The organism is Salinispira pacifica, from assembly GCF_000507245.1.
In the GTDB taxonomy this organism is placed as follows: Bacteria; Spirochaetota; Spirochaetia; order DSM-27196; family Salinispiraceae; genus Salinispira; species Salinispira pacifica.
Map to the genome: position 1 here is coordinate 1,549,685 of NC_023035.1, position 18,926 is coordinate 1,568,610.

The window sequence follows — 18,926 nt, forward strand, 5'->3', positions numbered from 1 at the left end:
AGATCCCTTCGAATCTCATCCCATTCGCCGGGAAGTTCTTCACTCCCCCCGGCAGCATTCCCGCCGCCGCGGGATGCTGAAGCTCCGGCAGCCGAGTCTGCCGGCGGCCGGTTCTTCAGCAGCCTGTGCAGTTTCCCGGACAGCTCATTAAGCTCATCAAGCAGTTCCCCCGCAATACGTCCTTCGTTCTGCGTATTGTTCGGGGCTGTGGTCTGCGGTGTTTTTGGGGCTTCTTTCTGTTCTTCTTTTCGGGCTTTTTTGGGGGCCGGGGGATGGTCAGAAGAGCCGGGTCATTAGTCTGCGTCGGATTCGCGCTGCCGGTTTGGGAAGCGGAAAAGTCGCCGGAAATGCGGCCCCGGCTCTCGCCGCCGACGTGCCGGCCTGACGAAGCGCCTGCCGGCGGATCTGCCGGCTTCATGGCATGCAGTTCCGGCGGAAGGCCTGAGCGGCCGGGGATCAGGGGGAACACCTGGGATGTGCCGTCACTCTGCCTTCCGTACAGCTGCATGATTTCCGCCGTACGCTGTGCATAGCTTTCCAGAACGGCGGTTGTGAACAGAGCAGGATTCTGCCGGGAGAGCCGGGAATTGCGTTTACACATGGGAATCTGCCGGGACCATGCGGCTGCCGGTGAGAACCTCCCTGCGCTTCTCAGCGAACGCAGATGGGACGGGGTTCCCCGGGCATGGGTCTTTCCCGGCGGAAATGCGAACTCAAGCCCGCTGATAAAAATCCGGCGGCGGTTCATGTAGCGAAGGAGAATGTACAGGGCCGCCACCCCCACGCTGCCCAGGGGGGGGATCCGGGGGATATTCTCCGGAAGTCTGGTGAACAGCGCCGTGTCGGCAAAGCGGCTCATATAGGCCATCCGCCGGGGAAACAGCCGTACGCTGGGGGGGTGGCTGAAAAGATCATGAATAACTATGCTTCCGGCGTCATTCAGGATGCGCCGGGTACCGCTGCAGATAAAATCATCCATATTGGCGAATTGGGCTTCCAGCATAAACACGATCTGCGGAACGATCCCTGAATCCAGCAGTGCGGGAAGGGCGGTATCCACTGCGGCAATTATCGGCCGTGCATTCTCCCTCTGCAGCCGCCGGATCTCTGCAATGCCCGTTTCAAGACCCGGGGAAGCACCGCAGAGGATAATATCAGAGTAGGGAAACAGGGAAGAAAGATCCTCCAGCCGGCCGGCAGGGGGATGGTGAACCACGTTGCGAAGAGCGTTCTGAATCCATAAATGGGCCATGTGCACCGAAGTGGAATGATTCTGCCAATGGCGCTGAATAATCCCTTCAGCCTCCGTTGTGAGGCTCTCACAGGCGTTCGCACTCTCTGAGGGTAGCGTGCAGAACCGTATGGTCCGGACCCTCCGGATTCTCGACGGAAACTCCAGCTGTTTTCTCAGCCACATCAATTGTGATACTGCATCGGGGCTGGGGCAGAAATGAATATCCCGCCGGTTATCAAGTTGCCGGAGCTGTTCCAGCCATCCCCGGCGGATAGAATCGAACATATTCTCATGTGTGTTATCCTGATCTTCGACATCAGGCACAATTCCATTTGCGCCAATTCCATCATTCACAATGCCATGGCGAAAGATCTGCCGGCGGGCATCCTCGTTGCTCCGGGAGGCATCTGAAAAAGCAAACAAAGCATTATCAGGTTCAAAAATCAGAAGCCGGGAAGAGTCAGGAAGCTCCATTCTGCTGATATGCTCGAGCCCGTAGCCCAATCCCGGTGAGTGAAGAATGTAGAGACATTCCTTCTCCCGGAAAAGACGCATGAAGCGCCGTTGAAAATCACTGCTGCTCAGCATGCGGGGATACAGCCTGCGACCGTCAGCCAGGACGGGATTCGGCATACCGCGTTCCTCTCCAATCATCTTCAAGAGAATAGCAAAAAAAACACCGGCTGTCTCCAGCCGGTGTTGAAAAAGCAATCTGTACAGTGTTCAGAAAATCAATTCTGATTTCCTAGGAACGTCTGCTGGAACACTCTATCGAAGTTGTCTTCAAGATTGGCAGGATCCTTGAACTCCCTCTGCAATTCGGCCACCAGATAATCCTGTGCCAGATAGGGAATGTAAAGATCCATGAAACTGTCCTGCTGACTGTCTGCGGTAACAGGCTCAACGAAACGCATCACCACAATTTTATCCCGCAGTTCAATGGCAGAACTCAGCTCGTTCTGTTCCAGGGAGAAAATCTCTGTGAACAGGCTCTCCCGGCTGGAAGCGCCGGTGAGAATTCCAGAACTTGCGCTCTGAAGAGTGGGGTAGAGGGGAATATCGCCGTAGTTGATGGCCACAGGGCTGGTGGTAACCGGCTCTACGCCTGCTTCAGCTACTGCGCTTGCCCAGCCGATCTCTGCGCTGCGTTCAATAAACGCCTCCGCTTCGGTTCGGAAATAGTCGGAAACCTGGCCGCGCTCCAGGGAAAGTACATATCCCTTCACCTGTTCAAGTGCATTCTGATCTCCCGCCTCGGCTTCACGCACCGGACCGTCGGCCCGATACACGGCAAACCTGTCGTTTCTCAGTTTGAAAATCTCGCTGATCTGACCCTCTTCCAGATCAAAAAGAATATCTGCGGCATCCTCATCTTCGAAATCACGGCGGATATCGTAATACCACACCACGCCCCGGGAACCGCCCTCTGCCGCATACACATCGCTGCTGTTTGCCTGGGCAATCTCTTCGAACACCCCGTCTGAGGAATTCAGCCGTTCAAGAATCTCTTCTGCATCCGCCTGGGACCCGACAGTGATGGATGAAAGCTCAACACTTCTGAAAAGCTCCGGATTTTCTTCCAGGAAAACTGCAGCCTGGCTGTCGGGATACTCGGAAAAACTGTAGCTCACAATATCGAAAATTCTGCGCTCTCTTCCCATCTGACTGATAAATTCAATCTCATTCTCGGTGAGCTGACTGTCCATGAGAATATCCTGCTGAGCCTGGTCAAAAATGAGATCCTTCCGTACCTCTTCCTTGAGATTCGGCTGCTGACTCAGTGCCTCCTGGAGGAGCTGGGCGGAAAAATTCCCGTCTTCATCCTGAAACCGGGGTGAAGAGGCCAATGTCCGGGTAACCTCAGTGGCGGAAACCAGTACATTCGCTTTCTGAGCCTTATCCAGAATACCGTAGCGGAAAATGGTGGAATCGTAGGCGTTGCGGAATGCAGTGTAAATCTGCTGAATTCCCAAATCGCCGCCTTCCTCGTTCACCTGCTGCTGAACCTGCTGCAGCTGATTCTCATAGGCCCGGGCGAAATACGTGCCGGCAGCATACTCAATATCCTTGCCTTTATACGTACCGAATACCAGTTCACCCTGGGCTCCACCGGCACTGCGGCCCAGAATGGGACCTGCGACAAACGCTACGACAACAACCACCAGAATAATAATGGAAAGCACATACAGTGCCGGATGGCGCATTGCGGAAGTCTGCACCTTTTCTTCAGAGTTCTTAATATCGTGTTTCTTGGAGGGCATACAAGCTTTTCCTCGGATTATGAATTTGTGCGGACGGAACACAGAATACATCGTCCTGTCATATGTACGTTTTGTACAGAAAGCAAAAATACCATGCTCTATGGCCAATGTCAATTCAGATCCTGTCCACAGAACAGCTTGAAGCATGGTGTAATTTCCCCGTGCTCGAACTCTCATTGAGCGGGGACGGAAATCACGGATTTCGGAGTGATATTTTGAAAATAAAGTTGATGAAAATATGTTGACAGTCAAAACCAATCCATGTATATTGCTCGAGCATTTCAGAAGCTGAAATGCGGGTGCAGTTTTTGCACCGGAATCACCTGGGGGCGTAGTTCAGTTTTGGTTAGAACGCCGGCCTGTCAAGCCGGAGGTCGCGGGTTCAAGTCCCGTCGCTCCCGCTCAGGGATGATCAAGGAGATATCCGGATCATCCCTTTTTTAATCCCTGTGCCAAACCGGCACAGTGGTCCAAATATACCAACGCACTGTGTCGATCAAGCCGGGTGCATGAACATCCTTGGCGCAACCCGCGCACCCGGTCGGCACAGGCTTTTTGCTTTACCAATGTGATACACCGGCATACAATTACCGGTATCAGATATAATGTAAAAAACATGGAAACGGGGTGTAGCGCAGTGGCTAGCGCGCGTCGTTCGGGACGACGAGGCCGCGGGTTCGAGTCCCGCCACCCCGATAACAAAATGGGAGATGATCCAAAGGGTCATCTCCCATTTTGTATATTAGGTGAACGGGACTCGAACCGGAGGAACGGCGCGACCGAATAGGGAGCGCAATCCGCCATGGAAGGCGGATTAGTGACGGAGGCGGCGCGCGGGAGACGACAGGAGGTCGTCGACCGGAGCGGAGTCCCGCCACCTACGGCTGCATACCCGAGCAGCATTCAGAAAGAATGCGACCAGGGCCGATTATAAAAAATGACCAGTCCAAAGGGCTGGTCATTTTTTATATTTAGAAAGGACGGGACTCGAACACCCGAACCGGCGCGAAAACTTGGAGCGCCGAGGCTCCCGGAAGGAGCCGAGAGGAGAGGGGGCGGCGCGACGGGAGCAGGCAGGAAGCCTGCGACGATAGCGGAGTCCCGCCACCCAAGGAGCATGGCCGAGCAGGCGCTGGAAGCGCCGACCAGGGCCGATAACAAAATGGGAGATGATCCAAAGGGTCATCTCCCATTTTGTATATTAGGTGAACGGGACTCGAACCGGAGGAACGGCGCGACCGAATAGGGAGCGCAATCCGCCATGGAAGGCGGATTAGTGACGGAGGCGGCGCGCGGGAGACGACAGGAGGTCGTCGACCGGAGCGGAGTCCCGCCACCTACGGCTGCATACCCGAGCAGCATTCAGAAAGAATGCGACCAGGGCCGATTATAAAAAATGACCAGTCCAAAGGGCTGGTCATTTTTTATATTTAGAAAGGACGGGACTCGAACACCCGAACCGGCGCGAAAATATGGAGCGCCGAGGCTCCCGGAAGGAGCCGAGAGGTGAGGGGGCGGCGCGAGGGAGAGGACAGGAAGGCGTCGAACGGAGCGGAGTCCCGCCACCCGGGGAACATGGCCGAGCAGGCGCTGGAAGCGCCGACCAGGGCCGATAACAAAAAGGGAGATGATCCAAAGGGTCATCTCCCTTTTTGTATATTAGGTGAACGGGACTCGAACACCCGAACCGGCGCGAAAATATGGAGCGCCGAGGCTCCCGGAAGGAGCCGAGAGGAGAGGGGGCGGCGCGAGGGAGAGGACAGGAAGGCGTCGAACGGAGCGGAGTCCCGCCACCCGGGGAACATGGCCGAGCAGGCGCTGGAAGCGCCGACCAGGGCCGATAACAAAAAGGGAGATGATCCAAAGGGTCATCTCCCTTTTTGTATATTAGGTGAACGGGACTCGAACACCCGAACCGGCGCGAAAACATGGAGCGCCGAGGCTCCCGGAAGGAGCCGAGAGGTGAGGGGGCGGCGCGAGGGGAGACGACAGGAAGGCGTCGACCGGAGCGGAGTCCCGCCACCTACGGCTGCATACCCGAGCAAAGCGAAGCATTTCGACCAGGGCAGAAGAGGACTTGCCCTCCAGTCGTTCGACATCCATATCACAGGACTTTGTCATGTGCTCCCTGCACTCGCTCGGATATATCTGAGCAAGCTTAGCTATTCCGCGCGCTTCGCTTGAGAGTAAAGGCGTCGATGCTCGCGTCAAAAATCAAGATGCCTTAGGATGTATTTTATTATACTCATCCTGATGTTTTTCTTTTGCAATGTCCAAATCATAAAGCGACTGCAGGTTGATCCAGTATTCTGCAGATGTGCCGAAAAATATGGAAAAGCGAATTGCTGTGTCGGCGGTGATTTTTCGAGTTCCGTTTATAATTCTGGAAATTCTCATCGGATCAACATCGATCCTTTTTGCTAATTCATATGCAGTCACACCCATGGCATCAAGAAAGTCTTCCTTGAGCACTTCTCCTGGGGTGGTGAGTTCAATCAGCTCATTACTATATTCAATCTGTTCACTCATAGCACAACACCTCGATGATAATCACAGAATTCCACATCATATGCATGTCCATTTTCCCAACGGAAGCATATGCGCCATTGATCATTAACCCGTATTGAATGCTGTCCTTTACGATCACCTCTTAATGCCTCGAGCTTATTGCCCGGGGGTATTCTGAGATCCTCAAGTACAACAGCGCTTTCAATATTTCGTAGCCCCCTTGGCCCGTTCTGCGTGAAGAACGTCTATGATGGTTTCCAGTTTTTCCCGGCTCTCATTTAAAAGAGAAAGATCGGTGGGATATCGAATATCACCGGGTACGCAGGTGGCATCAATAAGAAGCTTTCCGCTGTTTTCTTCCTCAGGATCTTCTTCTTTTTCAGCTTCCGTATCATCTTCAGTTTTTTTTACGTTCTTCGGCAATTATCAATTCATTTGCCCGGGAAATCATGTCCATACTGATTCGCTTTCTGAAGTGGGTCATCCTAGGATGCATGGCCGAGCAACGAGCGTAGCAAGTGACCAGGCATTGATGGATCAATCGGTGCCTCATCCTGGTACCCCTGCATCCCGATGAGATATTGCAGGTAAGGGGGCTCACGAATCTGCCCTACAGTTTCCTCATCTGTAATTCCTAATTTTTCTTGTATAATCAGGGCGCCCAATGCTGTACGGAAACGGATTGCCAAAGCTCCTTGCCCGCTTTGGATAGCAAACTGTGAAGAATATTCTGCCTCTAAATCTTCCCAGGGAATTAAATCGGCAAGCTGTACTCAGCGGTTATTGGGGATCAGTTTTCCGCCGAACGGTACATAGAAATTATGAAATGCAAGCTGCTGTGAATCTTCACTCCGATACATATTCCCCTCCCACTACAAAAGCATGTGTAAGGTTTTTTCAGGAGGCCCTAATTTGGTGCCTGGAAATTACAAGGCATAGGGGGCAGTATTGCTGCGCGACCAATGAAACGTGCTCGATTAACCGGTCAAAATCGGAGGATAGATTCATACATTTCTCGGTAAGAACCAGAAGACTGTGGGTTTTATCAATATCCTGATCTGCATATGCCAAAAACGCTTTCAGAGCTTTCTCTGCACATTGTTAGGAGTGATAGACTATTATATCGAAGTACGGATTTTCTGAGGTCAGAAGGTATTTTGCTGAGCCGATATCATTCCGAGCCTTAAATAACCATTCTTCATGCGGCTTCATAAATCTTCGAACCTTCGTGAATGATTTTATATTGAAGTGAGGATTTATATTGCAGTCTTTCCTGAATCTCGGATTCTGTATAAACAAGGATATCAGTTGGAATCCCAATACCCCATAGATCCTTGTAAGATAATCGAATTCTTTCAGCCATTGTCAAATCCGAGTCCGGGACAATTACAGCAAAATCAAGGTCACTATCCTCATCGGGTGTTCCCCAGGCATATGACACGAAAATATAGATCGAACTCGGATTATAGACCTTTACCAGTGATTCTTTAATTTTATTAACAATATCCTGCCGGTCACGCATTGCTGCATTCATTGACTCCTCTTTTCATGATTACATTCAATATAGAAAAGGTGATCGGAAGATCACCGCGGATACTGCCCTGCGCCTGGCCAAGTATTTCGGGAACTCCGCTGATTTCTGGCTTGGAATTCAGGATGAATATGATCTGAGGCGGTAGCGGAAAAAAATTGCCGGAGAGTTGAGAAGATATCGCATGTAGCTGCATCGTGAATTTCATTCACGAGTATATACACCTTATACTCCATACACCTGCAAAATTATTTCATATTATGGCATAGAGGTGAATATTTTGCCACTATAGCTGAGTTAAAATTATGTCTACGAAACTGGGGGAATTCCAAAGATCCTCAAACCATCGGAGGCATCACATCCCTCTGGTATAAAATCAGGAGCGAACAGGGCTTTGAAGGCTGGGCATTCGGAGGGTAGCTGCGGATGGAATAAGCCGTTTTTTTTCGCCAAGAGCATCTGTGGAATCTGTGTGGGTGTGACTCCCGTATGCTCTCCGGGTAAGTCCAGGGGCGGGCAAATGCTACGCCCAGTATCAAATATCTGTGGTAAAATCCAACTTCCTTAATAAGTGTCTTAATATGTGTTTAGAAGGGTTGCGCTGGCATTGTCAGAAAAAAACTCTCATTGCCAACGCAGAAAGCAATGAGTTTAACAGCTGTCAACTTGTACATATCAGAAAAAGCAAAACGACTGGAACGACCAGCATCCCTGAAAAGTAACCCCCAAAACATATGTGGAAGCACACCATCTCTCCCGTAATCCCGGTTCCCCGAGGCCCGAACCCTCCTCACAAAACCATTACATCCATGCCCTGCATTGTATTATAGTAGTTTCAGATGCAGGGTGCTGAAAATCTGAGCAAAGAACAGGCGCATTATTTACTTCATGAAGCGGAAGGGCACAATCCGGGCCCCTGGGTGGGGCATTCACAGCATGTGGCATTGGCTGCCCAGGCCATTGCGTTTCATGCCGGCATGGACTCTTTGCTCGCATACACCTTGGGGCTTCTCCACGATATCGGCCGCAGGAACGGTGTGTACAAAATCCGTCACTCCATTGACGGCTACCGGTATCTTGAATCTTTGGGGCTTCATCATCATGCCAGGATCAGCATTACACACTGCTACACCCTGAAAAACATGGCCCAATACAATCATATGGATGATTTCTCAAGGAGCGAACGGAGCTTCGTAGCCAAATATATCCGGGAGCAGGAATATGATGACTATGACCGTCTAATACAGCTCTGCGATTTTCTGGGTCTGCCGGACAGGATCTGCCGGGTGGAGGAGCGCATAGCTGACATTCTCAGCCGGAATCCGGATGCCGGCCCCGCCCACATGGAAAATATGAAGTATAAATACCGGCTGCAGCGGCACTTTGAACTGCGGATGGGAATGAGTCTCCAGACCCTCTTTGCTCCGGAAGATAATGCAGCGCAGCCCGCCAGTCAGTAATAGGTGCAGGAGAGAAAACAGAACAAACTGCAGTGAGACGACCGATGGATTGGAACGGGCGTTCAAAACGCATGGCCGGAACCATGAAGCCCGGCTTCGGGATCAGGACGCCCTGCGGTCCTTCACCCACAGCGTGGTAACATCCCCGGAAAATTCCCGGGTAAACAGAATATCGTGGCCCATGCACAGACCGTAGAGCACCGCCAACTGCGCCCCTTCGGAATTGAGCTGGGCAGCCTGGCTAAGGGGGTTGCAGCTTACACCGGGAAGGGTACTCAGATCATTCAGAGATTCCTGGCTCATTGCCCCTGTGGTGCATGAAACTGCGCTCACCTCAAGTCCAGCTGACCTCATGCGGCGCTGTACATCCACGGCCTCTGCTTCCTTGCCGTAGCAGTATGCCAGACCGATACGCTCATAGCCCATATCTTTTGCGAATTCCATGGTTTCCTCAAGGCGGTTCAGGGTGCCCGCCCTTCCGCCGTCAACCAGCCGTGCTGCGGCCCGGATTCGTTGCTGATTTTCTTCTGTATGATATTTTTCAACAACGGCGTCCCGGTCAAATGCCTCCAGCCCGCAGCTCTCGGGGGTTCTGCAGCTCTTTCGGCTGCAATAGGTGCACTGCATGTAAATCTCCCAGCTTTTATTCGAAATATATTAAATAATATATATAGAGGAGGTGAATTGCAACGGTTCGACGGAATTGTATCGGTAGAATATTATGAGGATTCAGATTCCGTTGGAAAATGCGGCAGTTAGCTTCCCTCATTATCCTGAAACCGACCCTTCCACTCCTTTACCCATCCCTCCGCTTCAGAATTCTGCGGGAAATCCATGGGTGACATAAACTCCGCTATTGCTTTGGTGCCCCGGGGCATGAACCGGCTGTTCACATCCCCTCCGCGGACGCGGTTGATTATATCCAGCAGGCAGAGGGCCTGTTCAGCCCGGCGGTTCAAGCTCTCCTGTGCCTCATCCAGTCCCTCATTTGGTTTACGGCTGCGTTGAAGATGGTAGCGGGGTTGAAAATTGATGAGGACATCGAGAATCTGCTGATGCTGATATGATGTGAGAAGGTCTGACATCATTGAAGGCTTCCGCCATTGCCGTCGGATCTCCCGGGAAATGGAAGCAACCCCGTACCCGGACTCCCTGACCTGGTCAAAAACGCGGTTCCTGAAATGAAACAGCTGCTCAAGGGGGCTGGCAGCGTCAGGTATGGTGAAATGATCTGCCGCCCGGTGAATAATGGTCCGGCATATTACTTCAACAAGCTCTTTTGTTGATACCGATTCAGGATTGAAGCCGGCATCAGACTGCAAATATCCGTTGAGCGGCCCCTGTTCCATGAGGTAGGAGTACAGCCAGCTGATCAGCTGCCGGGAAGCTTCCGTAAGTGCAGCCGCCGAATCTCCGGATGTGCCGGGTATACCCGATGCAAACTGAAATACCCGCCGCAGCGCCTTTTTCGTGAGCCTGGCGGCCCCGGAGTAGTAGTACAGAATCCGTATCGGCTGTACCCGGGCTGAAGGATACCTGCGCTGGTTCCAGCGGATAAAATGGGTAAGGCCCCGGGTAACTTCTCCGGACCGGTAGTTATAGTAGTTCACCTGCCCTTCCGGGGCCAGACACAGAGGATGACGCTCCTGGTCAATGATCTGCCGGATCGCATCGATCTGGCTGCGCACCAGCCGCTGCTTGTCCACCGGCAGCGATCCAATCCGGGGAAAGAGCCATCGGGCGGCAGGACCGGCCCAGTCAAGCACCATGGAACCGAAGAGAAACCGCACCCAATAATAATCCTGCTGCCGTTCGTGTAAATGCCGGGGCAGCTCACGGCCGAATATGGTGCTGAGTATCGGTGCATCGGCCTTGGCGATATGCCGGAATGCGATAACCAGGCCCGTCTCCTTGCGCTTAAAGGCGGCCAGAGACGACAAATACCGATCCATCCCCCGGATCTCCAGAGTTGAAATACCCTCTCCCAGGCGAAGGTATAATGGAGAAAGATATCTGAGAATCCACCGTGCCTCACGGGTCATGAACGATCACCGTCTGAGGAAGGAGTCGCGAACATCCCATCGTAATACTTCCTGCTGATGGGGTAGGCTGAAAGAACCAGTACTCCGAATCCGATGAGTATTGCAGGGATCACCCCGGTTACCAGCTGGATCCCCCGAATGGCCTGGGGGCTTTGAACCGTATTGGCGGCATAGCCGGTGAAACTGAGAATCAGCCCCACCAGCCAGCCTGCAATTCCCTGGCTCAGCTTCCCGGAAAAAATCCAGATGGAGGCAAATGCCCCCTCACGCCGTGAACCGGTCTGCACCGCATCCCACTCAATAACGTCGGGAAGCAGGGAGTGGGGCATCACATAGTGGGCGCCCAGCCCCAGGCCTGCCACTGCCATAAGAGCAATTGCAGCCGCAGGAGGCAGCACGGGAACCAGGTATGCAAAAACGGGAAGAAGCAGCGCCAGCCATAGCATACCGGTCATGTAGCTGCCCTTCTTGTCGATTTTTTTGGACAAGTATACATACAAGGGGATTGCCCCCAATGCGGCAAGAAGCAGGGCCAAAACTCCAAAATCGAACAGGCCCTCACTGCCCACGATATACTTGAAATATCCCCGAAGAGATGCCTGAACCATGGCAACACCAAGCTGGAATATCATCCAGGGAATCATGGCAAAGAGAAACGGTTTCCGGCTGAACACATGAAGCAAGGAGCGAAAAAGGTGCATCGGCTCTTCCTGATGATCATGCTTGGGTTCACGGATGCTGAAAAGGGTTATTGCGGCGGTTGCTGTAACCATAATGCCGATAATACCTGCGGTCATGCTCCAGCCCCGGGCTCCGATAAGGTTCACCAGGGGGCGCACCGCTCCGGCTCCCACAAGTGTGCCGATAATTGCAAACCCCATTCGGTAGGCAATGAATCGCGTGCGCTCATCAAAATCTCTGGTGATTTCCGGAAGCATGGCCTGGTAGGGGATATTCATGAGGGTGAAGGATGTGGAAGCCAGTACATAAAACAGCGTAACATACACAAATGCGGGGAATTCAGCCAAGCCTTCGGGCACGGTGAACAGGGCGAACAGGAAAAACACCATGCTGAAACTTCCAGCGGCAATAAACGGCCGCCGTCTGCCGAACCGGGTCTGAGTCCGGTCGGACCAGTGCCCGACAAGCGGATCGGTGACAGCATCCCACACACGCCCTGCCAGCAGAGCCCCTCCCGCAAGCGCAGGAGATAATCCCTGAATATCCGTAAGGAAAAACAAAAAGTGGAACCCGATGAGGTTCAAAAATGCGTTCTGCCCCAAATCCAGAACGCCGTAGCTCATCTTTTTCACGGGTGATGATTTTTTCATCCGCCCAGTATAATCGGTTTTTGCCTTTTTAGGTTTCCCGATTTTCGGGCTAATTTAGAAGGATATATTGCTGAAGCAGGTTGGGGCCGGAGAGCATCTGCACTGCTATACTGATTGGGATTCCGTTGAAAACTCAGGACCGGGCAGTTCTCCGGAAAACTGCTGTACTGCGATGGTCATCCAGCAATTCTCAAACTCACCGCCGCCCTGCTTCTGGAGGATGAAAAGATAAAACCGGTCTCTGCCGTCTCTGCCCTGCACCCGGGTGCCCTGCAGGGCGATATCATCCTGAATCCGGAAATCCAGCAGTTCAATCTCCTCTGATCCCAGCATGGGAGCAAATTGCCGGCTTTCAAACAGGCGGATAAAGCGGGGAAGGGGGCCGGTGCTCGCTTTGTTGGCGGGGGCGGCGAAGCGGTAGACGATCTCTATGCCGTCGTTGGAATCATTATTATGTTGAAGGGCCTGCAGCTGAATATCCACAACTTTGGCAGGATCCAGATCCGGATCGGGATAATATTGATGTAAATTCCGCAGCGGGCCGGTCATGCAGGAAAGCAGGGTGAAGAGACTGATGCCCGCAGCCAGGGCGTATATGGTCTGCTTCTTCATTCTTTTAAATTAGCCAGGTCCATGATAAAAGTCGAGAAAAACTATCAGAATTACTCCCGGGCAATGGGCGAAGAAGCCGAAACCTGATAATACTCACAGTATGAAATATACCGGAGCACATGTGAGTGCCGCAGGCGGAGTGTACAAGGCACCGGCCAGGGCGGCGGAAATATCAGCAAATGCCATGGCAATCTTCACCAAGAACCAGAAACGCTGGAGCGCTCCCCCGCTGAAAAAAGAGGATGTAGACCAGTTCAAAAGCGAACAGGAGCGTCTGGGCATCCGAAGCGATCAGATAATGCCTCATGCGTCCTACCTCATTAACCTCGGGAACCCGGATCCCGAAAAACGGAAGAAATCATATGAAGCATTTCTGGATGAGATGCAGCGGGTGGAACAGCTGGGACTGACCCTGTTGAACTTTCATCCCGGCGCTCACTTGAAGCAGACCGATGAGGCCGAGTGCGTCAGGAAGGTTGCCCAGGGCATCAACGCCGCGTTGGGGGAAACCCGGACTGCCGTGGCAGTGGTGGAAAACACCGCAGGGCAGGGCAGCTGGATCGGCTACCGCTTTGAACATCTCCGGGATATTATCGCCCTTGTGGACCAGCCCTCCCGGGTTGGCGTCTGTCTGGACACCTGCCATACCCACGCCGGAGGCTACGACCTGAGCACTGCCGAATCTTGTGAGACCGTGTTCGAAGAATTTGGAAGGGTCGTGGGGTTCGATATGCTCAAAGGCATGCACCTGAACGACAGCCAATCGGAATGGAACAGCAGAGTGGACCGCCACGCATCCCTGGGTGACGGCACCATCGGCCTGGACGCATTCCGCTATATTATGAGCGATCCCCGCTTCGACAACATCCCCCTCATCCTGGAAACCCCCGAACCCAATCGCTGGGCGGAGGAAATCGAACTTCTGCGCTCCTTCGCAGAATAAACATTAACCTGCAGGCTCTGATCTCCTCCGATTCAGCAGCGGGTTCTCCACTGGCCGATGAACCCACAAAAAGACTGCAACCTACGAAGAAACCCTCTACTTCGACTCCATGTTCAGCGCCACAACCGACATCGACGTCTCTGACCTTCGCTTCAGCCTGCACATATATCTGGGAGAAAACCGCATCGCCACCCGGTTGAAAATGGAAGACTCCTTTGATTATGATACCGTGTATGAACAGTACAACACCTATTATTATCATTCCGATCATCCCGGTTGCATGGCCGAGCAACAATGCAAAGCATTGTGACCAGGCTTGGGTTCAGCCCAGCTGGTCACCGATTATGAGGGGGAAGAATACGAGCACATAGAATACACACCCGGCTGCATGCCCGAGCAGGTGCCGAAGGCACCGGCCAGGGCCCTATGGAGAGCTTTGGATCGAACGCACCCGTGACAATGCCGTAGAACTTCCGTTCCGGTTTACCGGGAAAGAGTTCGACAGCGAAACCAACCTGTATTATTACGGTGCGCGGTATATGGATCCCAGGACTTCCAGGTGGATAAGTAGTGATCCGGCTGGGGCGATGTTGTCGAATCCGATGGGGGCTGATGGGAAGCCCAGGCAAAACTTCAGTATAATTGAGTCGTTGAATCATTATTCGTATGTGAGTAATAATCCGGTGAGGTATGTGGATCCGACTGGGGAATTCGCTATTGCGATTGGAATTGGCATCGGTCTTACAGAAATATTAAAGGCTGCTTTAGTTGCTACCGCAGTGGTAGGCACTGCTGCCATGGTGAACGAATATGGAGATGAAATTGCGGGGGCTGGCCAAGACCTAATACAAAGCATGATGTCTGATAGCTCATCTAAAGCTTCTTCGTCGAGTTCTTCTGATCAGGATCGTGGAACTGGTAGTAATCCCGATCCCGATGATGACGATGACATCCCGCAGAATGCTCGCAGGACGTTGGAGTCAATTGATGAAACTGGAAGAGCTCCTGATGGCCATAAGGGAGGCCAGCAATTTGGAAATCGTGAAGGTAAATTACCCTCAACTGATGGAAACGGAAATAATATCCAATATAGAGAGTGGGATGTAAATCAAAGACAGCCTAGAATAAATCGTGGCCAAGAACGATTAGTAACAGGTAGCGATGGAAGTGCATATTATACTGGAGATCACTACAATTCATTTATTCAAATAAGGTAGAATATAATGTATGAAGAAATCAAAAAGGCGATCGGCAGAGATCCATGGATTAATACTATTAATTTTTCTAAGGATGCTTTTTTCAGTACTCTCTATCGAATCAATCAAGAATCAAATGATTTTGGAGTATACTGGCTATTTGGTCATAAAATGCAGACGAAGAAGGACTTTTACAATGTATTCTCAGCGTCTTTACAGTTTCCAGATTATTTTAACGATAATTGGGACTCGTTTGAAGAATGCATGTTTGACCTAGAATGGTTGAAATATAAATCAAGGGTTATTGGAATAGTCGAATCTGATAAAATACTCACTCAGGAAACTTATTGTGAACGTGAAATATTTTTTGATGTTTTAAAGTCAATAATTAGTAATTATAATTCTAGCTTTAGAGAAATTAGCAAAAAAAGTACTTTTTTTAATATATTTCTCCAATGTGAATCTTTGTCTATGGGTGAACAGATTTTTCCAAGAATTATTCTTTGAATCATTATTTAGGGCCTCCTGAAAAAACCTTAACCCTATACATATAAATGAAATACTGCTAGGATTTGTGTATGAAGTGCACGGTTTTTGCGAAAACCAGGCAAAAACCCTTGCACCTGTTTTCTTGGCGGGAGGGATTATGTATAGAACTGAGGACAAAACGCAGCTTTCATTTGAAGATTTCTATCTCCCATTTGGAGGCAAACTGAACCCCAATAACCGCTGGGTTCAGCTTGCTGATTTAATTCCCTGGGAAGATTTAGAAGCAGAATACGCCTCACAGTTTGCTATCGAAAGCGGGCAAGGCGCTCCGGCGATCCGTTTCCGTACAGCATTGGGTGCCCTGATTATAAAGGAAAAATTAGGAATTACAGATGAGGAAACCGTGGAGCAGATTCGTGAGACGCCTTACCTGCAATATCTCATCGGAATGCAGGGGTACCAAGATGAGACTCCTTTTGATCCATCAATGATGGTCCATTTCAGAAAGCGAATCAGCATGGACATGATCACTCACGCAAATGAATTGATTATTGCCGAAGAACGTAAAAAAAAACTGAAGATGATACGGAAGCTGAAAAAGAAGAAAATCCTGAGGTAGAAAACAACGGAAAGCTTCTGATTGATGCCACCTGCGTACCCGGTGATATTCGATATCCCACCGATCTTTCGATTTTAAACGAGAGCCGGGAAAAACTGGAAACCATCATAGACGTTCTTCACGCAAAACGGGCCAAGGGGGCGACAAAACCCCGAACCTACCGGCAGAAAGCGCGAAAGGATTTTTTGGCGGTCATCAAAAAGCGCAGAGCAAGCAAGAACAAGATGCGCAAGGCAATACGCAAGCAGCTGGGGTACATACGCCGTAATCTCCGGCATATAGAGCAATTAGCAGCAGGTGTCGGTTTGAAAAGCCTGTCACGGAAACAGTACCGGAATATGCTGGTTATCTCGGAAGTCTTTCGCCAGCAGGCACTGATGTATGAATCCAAAGATCATCGAATATCGGGCCGGATTGTGAGTATCTCCCAACCCCATATTCGACCCATCGTCAGGGGAAAAGCCGGTACCCCGGTTGAGTTCGGCATGAAGATTTCATCCGCCAATATTGACGGGTACATGTTTATCGATCGCTGTTCATGGGATCCATACAACGAGTCTGGTGATTTAGTCATGCAGGCTGAAAAGTACAGGCACAGATATGGTGTGTATCCGGAATCAATACACGCCGATCAGATTTACCGCACCAGGGGCAACCGGAATTGGTGCAAGGAACGGGGAATCAGATTATCCGGTCCGCCGCTTGGTCGTCCACCGAAAGATCGTGGTGAAAATCGGGAACGAAAGAAGCTGGCTCGTCAGGATGAGCTGGATAGAATAGCTGTCGAAGGGACATTTGGCAGAGCAAAACGACGGTACTCAATGGGTCGTTTAATGACAAAGCTTGCTGAGACCAGTGAATCGCAGGTGGCCATGATCATGCTGGTGATGAACCTGGAAAAGATTCGGAAGGATCTTTTTTACGTCTTTATCATAGCTATGCTACGCAGCCGAAAAATTACGAAGTCTCATTTCCCCGTGGTATTGGGGTATGGTAATATGGCAGCATAGGGTTTTTTCAGGAGGCCCTATTTAGGGCCTCCTGAAAAAACCTTAACCCTATACATATAAATGAAATACTGCTAGGATTTGTGTATGAAGTACACGGTTTTTGCGAAAACCAGGCAAAAACCCTTGCACCTGTTTTCTTGGCGGGAGGGATTATGTATAGAACTGAGGACAAAACGCAGCTTTCATTTGAAGATTTCTATCTCCCATTTGGAGGCAAACTGAACCCCAATAACCGCTGGGTTCAGCTTGCTGATTTAATTCCCTGGGAAGATTTAGAAGCAGAATACGCCTCACAGTTTGCTATCGAAAGCGGGCAAGGCGCTCCGGCGATCCGTTTCCGTACAGCATTGGGTGCCCTGATTATAAAGGAAAAATTAGGAATTACAGATGAGGAAACCGTGGAGCAGATTCGTGAGACGCCTTACCTGCAATATCTCATCGGAATGCAGGGGTACCAAGATGAGACTCCTTTTGATCCATCAATGATGGTCCATTTCAGAAAGCGAATCAGCATGGACATGATCACTCACGCAAATGAATTGATTATTGCCGAAGAACGTAAAAAAAAACTGAAGATGATACGGAAGCTGAAAAAGAAGAAAATCCTGAGGTAGAAAACAACGGAAAGCTTCTGATTGATGCCACCTGCGTACCCGGTGATATTCGATATCCCACCGATCTTTCGATTTTAAACGAGAGCCGGGAAAAACTGGAAACCATCATAGACGTTCTTCACGCAAAACGGGCCAAGGGGGCGACAAAACCCCGAACCTACCGGCAGAAAGCGCGAAAGGATTTTTTGGCGGTCATCAAAAAGCGCAGAGCAAGCAAGAACAAGATGCGCAAGGCAATACGCAAGCAGCTGGGGTACATACGCCGTAATCTCCGGCATATAGAGCAATTAGCGACGGTAGTCGGCTTGAATAGCCTGTCTCGGCAGCAGTACCGGAATATGCTGGTGATCTCGGAAGTCTTTCGCCAGCAGGCACTGATGTATGAATCCAAAGATCATCGAATGTCAGGCCGGATCGTGAGCATATCCCAACCCCATATTCGCCCCATAGTCAGGGGAAAAGCCGGAACCCCGGTTGAGTTCGGCATGAAGATTTCATCCGCCAATATTGACGGGTACATGTTTATCGATCGCTGTTCATGGGATCCATACAACGAGTCTGGTGATTTAGTCATGCAGGCTGAAAAGTACAGGCACAGATATGGCGTGTATCCGGCATCAATACACGCCGATCAGATTTACCGCACCAGGGATAACCGAAATTGGTGCAAGGAACGGGGAATCAGATTATCCGGTCCGCCGCTTGGTCGGCCACCGAAAGATCGTGGTGAAAATCGGGAACGAAAGAAGCTGGCTCGTCAGGATGAGCTGGATAGAATAGCTGTCGAAGGGACATTTGGCAGAGCAAAACGACGGTACTCAATGGGTCGTTTAATGACAAAGCTTGCTGAGACCAGTGAATCGCAGGTGGCCATGATCATGCTGGTGATGAACCTGGAAAAGATTCGGAAGGATCTTTTTTACGTCTTTATCATAGCTATGCTACGCAGCCGAAAAATTACGAAGTCTCATTTCCCCGTGGTATTGGGGTATGGTAATATGGCAGCATAGGGTTTTTTCAGGAGGCCCAAATTAAACCGGACAGCAGTGAACGAGGTTGATATTTCTCAGATAGAG

18 protein-coding genes, 2 tRNA genes and 3 pseudogenes are annotated in these 18,926 nt (G+C 50.9%); 11 read left to right on the top strand and 12 right to left on the bottom strand.

What is annotated here, in order from left to right; translation table 11 throughout:
• Positions 1-115: 115 nt before the first annotated feature.
• Together L21SP2_RS06840 and L21SP2_RS06845 are read right to left on the bottom strand one after the other, a co-directional pair.
• Entirely contained in the window at positions 116-1,867 is a 1,752-nt protein-coding gene (locus L21SP2_RS06840; protein WP_024267778.1) for a 6-hydroxymethylpterin diphosphokinase MptE-like protein, read from the bottom strand.
• Positions 1,868-1,965: 98 nt separating this feature from the next.
• The gene (locus L21SP2_RS06845; protein ID WP_024267779.1) at positions 1,966-3,495 is read right to left on the bottom strand and encodes a SurA N-terminal domain-containing protein; all 1,530 of its coding nucleotides are present in this window, start codon (positions 3,493-3,495) and stop codon (positions 1,966-1,968) included.
• Between the two features lie 325 nt (positions 3,496-3,820).
• Here L21SP2_RS06845 and L21SP2_RS06850 point away from each other — a divergent pair.
• A tRNA-Asp gene (locus L21SP2_RS06850) sits at positions 3,821-3,896 on the top strand.
• A 222-nt stretch (positions 3,897-4,118) separates the two neighbouring features.
• Positions 4,119-4,191, top strand: a tRNA-Pro gene (locus L21SP2_RS06855).
• Positions 4,192-5,709: 1,518 nt separating this feature from the next.
• On the opposite strand, the gene L21SP2_RS06870 is transcribed toward L21SP2_RS06855, so the two are convergent.
• From L21SP2_RS06870 to L21SP2_RS06885, 6 genes and pseudogenes are all read right to left on the bottom strand, one after another.
• Positions 5,710-6,024: a HigA family addiction module antitoxin gene (locus L21SP2_RS06870; RefSeq protein ID WP_024267781.1), complete on the bottom strand. Its 315-nt coding sequence runs from the start codon at positions 6,022-6,024 to the stop codon at positions 5,710-5,712.
• The gene (locus L21SP2_RS17975; protein ID WP_081719701.1) at positions 6,021-6,209 is read right to left on the bottom strand and encodes a type II toxin-antitoxin system RelE/ParE family toxin; all 189 of its coding nucleotides are present in this window, start codon (positions 6,207-6,209) and stop codon (positions 6,021-6,023) included. The genes L21SP2_RS06870 and L21SP2_RS17975 overlap by 4 nt, the downstream gene beginning before the upstream one ends.
• The gene (locus L21SP2_RS06875) at positions 6,205-6,426 is read right to left on the bottom strand and encodes a hypothetical protein (protein WP_024267783.1); all 222 of its coding nucleotides are present in this window, start codon (positions 6,424-6,426) and stop codon (positions 6,205-6,207) included. The genes L21SP2_RS17975 and L21SP2_RS06875 overlap by 5 nt, the downstream gene beginning before the upstream one ends.
• Before the next feature lie 62 nt (positions 6,427-6,488).
• Positions 6,489-6,761 (bottom strand): annotated as a pseudogene (locus L21SP2_RS19215) (transposase); the annotation flags it as partial.
• A 139-nt stretch (positions 6,762-6,900) separates the two neighbouring features.
• Positions 6,901-7,092 (bottom strand): annotated as a pseudogene (locus L21SP2_RS19220) (HEPN domain-containing protein); the annotation flags it as partial.
• 109 nt (positions 7,093-7,201) lie between these two features.
• Complete coding sequence (locus tag L21SP2_RS06885; RefSeq protein WP_024267784.1) at positions 7,202-7,537, bottom strand: nucleotidyltransferase domain-containing protein; 336 nt, start codon at positions 7,535-7,537, stop codon at positions 7,202-7,204.
• A gap of 22 nt (positions 7,538-7,559) precedes the next feature.
• On the opposite strand from L21SP2_RS06885, the gene L21SP2_RS19020 reads away from it, so the two are divergent.
• Complete coding sequence (locus L21SP2_RS19020; protein ID WP_280113287.1) at positions 7,560-7,682, top strand: HigA family addiction module antitoxin; 123 nt, start codon at positions 7,560-7,562, stop codon at positions 7,680-7,682.
• Positions 7,683-8,373: 691 nt separating this feature from the next.
• Positions 8,374-8,994: an HD domain-containing protein gene (locus L21SP2_RS06895; protein ID WP_024267785.1), complete on the top strand. Its 621-nt coding sequence runs from the start codon at positions 8,374-8,376 to the stop codon at positions 8,992-8,994.
• Positions 8,995-9,096: 102 nt separating this feature from the next.
• On the opposite strand, the gene L21SP2_RS06900 is transcribed toward L21SP2_RS06895, so the two are convergent.
• The 4 genes from L21SP2_RS06900 to L21SP2_RS17045 form a co-directional block, all read right to left on the bottom strand.
• Entirely contained in the window at positions 9,097-9,621 is a 525-nt protein-coding gene (locus L21SP2_RS06900) for a DUF1847 domain-containing protein (RefSeq protein ID WP_024267786.1), read from the bottom strand.
• 128 nt (positions 9,622-9,749) lie between these two features.
• Positions 9,750-11,036: a hypothetical protein gene (locus L21SP2_RS06905; protein ID WP_024267787.1), complete on the bottom strand. Its 1,287-nt coding sequence runs from the start codon at positions 11,034-11,036 to the stop codon at positions 9,750-9,752.
• On the bottom strand, positions 11,033-12,367 hold the full coding sequence (locus L21SP2_RS06910) for an MFS transporter (protein ID WP_024267788.1): 1,335 nt from the start codon (positions 12,365-12,367) through the stop codon (positions 11,033-11,035). The genes L21SP2_RS06905 and L21SP2_RS06910 overlap by 4 nt, the downstream gene beginning before the upstream one ends.
• A gap of 105 nt (positions 12,368-12,472) precedes the next feature.
• A complete protein-coding gene (locus L21SP2_RS17045; protein WP_024267789.1) occupies positions 12,473-12,979 on the bottom strand; it encodes a DUF4864 domain-containing protein in 507 nt (168 codons plus the stop codon).
• A 100-nt stretch (positions 12,980-13,079) separates the two neighbouring features.
• Between L21SP2_RS17045 and nfo the strand changes: the two genes are divergently transcribed.
• From nfo to L21SP2_RS18345, 7 genes and pseudogenes are all read left to right on the top strand, one after another.
• Positions 13,080-13,922 carry a deoxyribonuclease IV gene (nfo, locus tag L21SP2_RS06920; protein ID WP_024267790.1) on the top strand — a complete coding sequence of 281 codons (843 nt, stop codon included), beginning with the start codon at positions 13,080-13,082 and terminating at the stop codon, positions 13,920-13,922.
• A 109-nt stretch (positions 13,923-14,031) separates the two neighbouring features.
• Positions 14,032-14,232, top strand: coding sequence for a hypothetical protein (locus L21SP2_RS06925; protein WP_024267791.1), 201 nt, complete (start codon positions 14,032-14,034; stop codon positions 14,230-14,232).
• Between the two features lie 124 nt (positions 14,233-14,356).
• Positions 14,357-14,617 (top strand): annotated as a pseudogene (locus tag L21SP2_RS19225) (RHS repeat-associated core domain-containing protein); the annotation flags it as partial.
• Positions 14,618-14,779: 162 nt separating this feature from the next.
• On the top strand, positions 14,780-15,139 hold the full coding sequence (locus L21SP2_RS19230) for a guanyl-specific ribonuclease (protein ID WP_425277210.1): 360 nt from the start codon (positions 14,780-14,782) through the stop codon (positions 15,137-15,139).
• A 6-nt stretch (positions 15,140-15,145) separates the two neighbouring features.
• Positions 15,146-15,625, top strand: coding sequence for a barstar family protein (locus tag L21SP2_RS17050; RefSeq protein WP_053335616.1), 480 nt, complete (start codon positions 15,146-15,148; stop codon positions 15,623-15,625).
• 139 nt (positions 15,626-15,764) lie between these two features.
• A protein-coding gene (locus L21SP2_RS17990) for an IS5 family transposase (protein ID WP_425277206.1) occupies positions 15,765-17,236 on the top strand; the annotation gives its coding sequence in 2 pieces (ribosomal slippage) (positions 15,765-16,172 and positions 16,175-17,236; 1,470 coding nt in all).
• 152 nt (positions 17,237-17,388) lie between these two features.
• Positions 17,389-18,860 (top strand): IS5 family transposase gene (locus L21SP2_RS18345; protein ID WP_425277205.1). Its coding sequence is split into 2 segments (ribosomal slippage): positions 17,389-17,796 and positions 17,799-18,860, totalling 1,470 coding nucleotides; the frame shifts between segments, so codons are not numbered across the junction.
• The last annotated feature ends 66 nt before the right edge of the window (positions 18,861-18,926 follow it).

Bases quoted from the DNA above. Each gene is read 5' to 3' on its own strand.
- L21SP2_RS06840 (WP_024267778.1), bottom strand. From the start codon at position 1,867: ATGCCGAATCCCGTCCTGGCTGACGGTCGCAGGCTGTATCCCCGCATG.
- L21SP2_RS06845 (WP_024267779.1), bottom strand. From the start codon at position 3,495: ATGCCCTCCAAGAAACACGATATTAAGAACTCTGAAGAAAAGGTGCAG.
- L21SP2_RS06870 (WP_024267781.1), bottom strand. From the start codon at position 6,024: ATGAGTGAACAGATTGAATATAGTAATGAGCTGATTGAACTCACCACC.
- L21SP2_RS06885 (WP_024267784.1), bottom strand. From the start codon at position 7,537: ATGAATGCAGCAATGCGTGACCGGCAGGATATTGTTAATAAAATTAAA.
- L21SP2_RS06895 (WP_024267785.1), top strand. From the start codon at position 8,374: ATGCAGGGTGCTGAAAATCTGAGCAAAGAACAGGCGCATTATTTACTT.
- L21SP2_RS06900 (WP_024267786.1), bottom strand. From the start codon at position 9,621: ATGCAGTGCACCTATTGCAGCCGAAAGAGCTGCAGAACCCCCGAGAGC.
- L21SP2_RS06905 (WP_024267787.1), bottom strand. From the start codon at position 11,036: ATGACCCGTGAGGCACGGTGGATTCTCAGATATCTTTCTCCATTATAC.
- L21SP2_RS06910 (WP_024267788.1), bottom strand. From the start codon at position 12,367: ATGAAAAAATCATCACCCGTGAAAAAGATGAGCTACGGCGTTCTGGAT.
- L21SP2_RS17045 (WP_024267789.1), bottom strand. From the start codon at position 12,979: ATGAAGAAGCAGACCATATACGCCCTGGCTGCGGGCATCAGTCTCTTC.
- nfo (WP_024267790.1), top strand. From the start codon at position 13,080: ATGAAATATACCGGAGCACATGTGAGTGCCGCAGGCGGAGTGTACAAG.
- L21SP2_RS06925 (WP_024267791.1), top strand. From the start codon at position 14,032: ATGTTCAGCGCCACAACCGACATCGACGTCTCTGACCTTCGCTTCAGC.
- L21SP2_RS19230 (WP_425277210.1), top strand. From the start codon at position 14,780: ATGTCTGATAGCTCATCTAAAGCTTCTTCGTCGAGTTCTTCTGATCAG.
- L21SP2_RS17050 (WP_053335616.1), top strand. From the start codon at position 15,146: ATGTATGAAGAAATCAAAAAGGCGATCGGCAGAGATCCATGGATTAAT.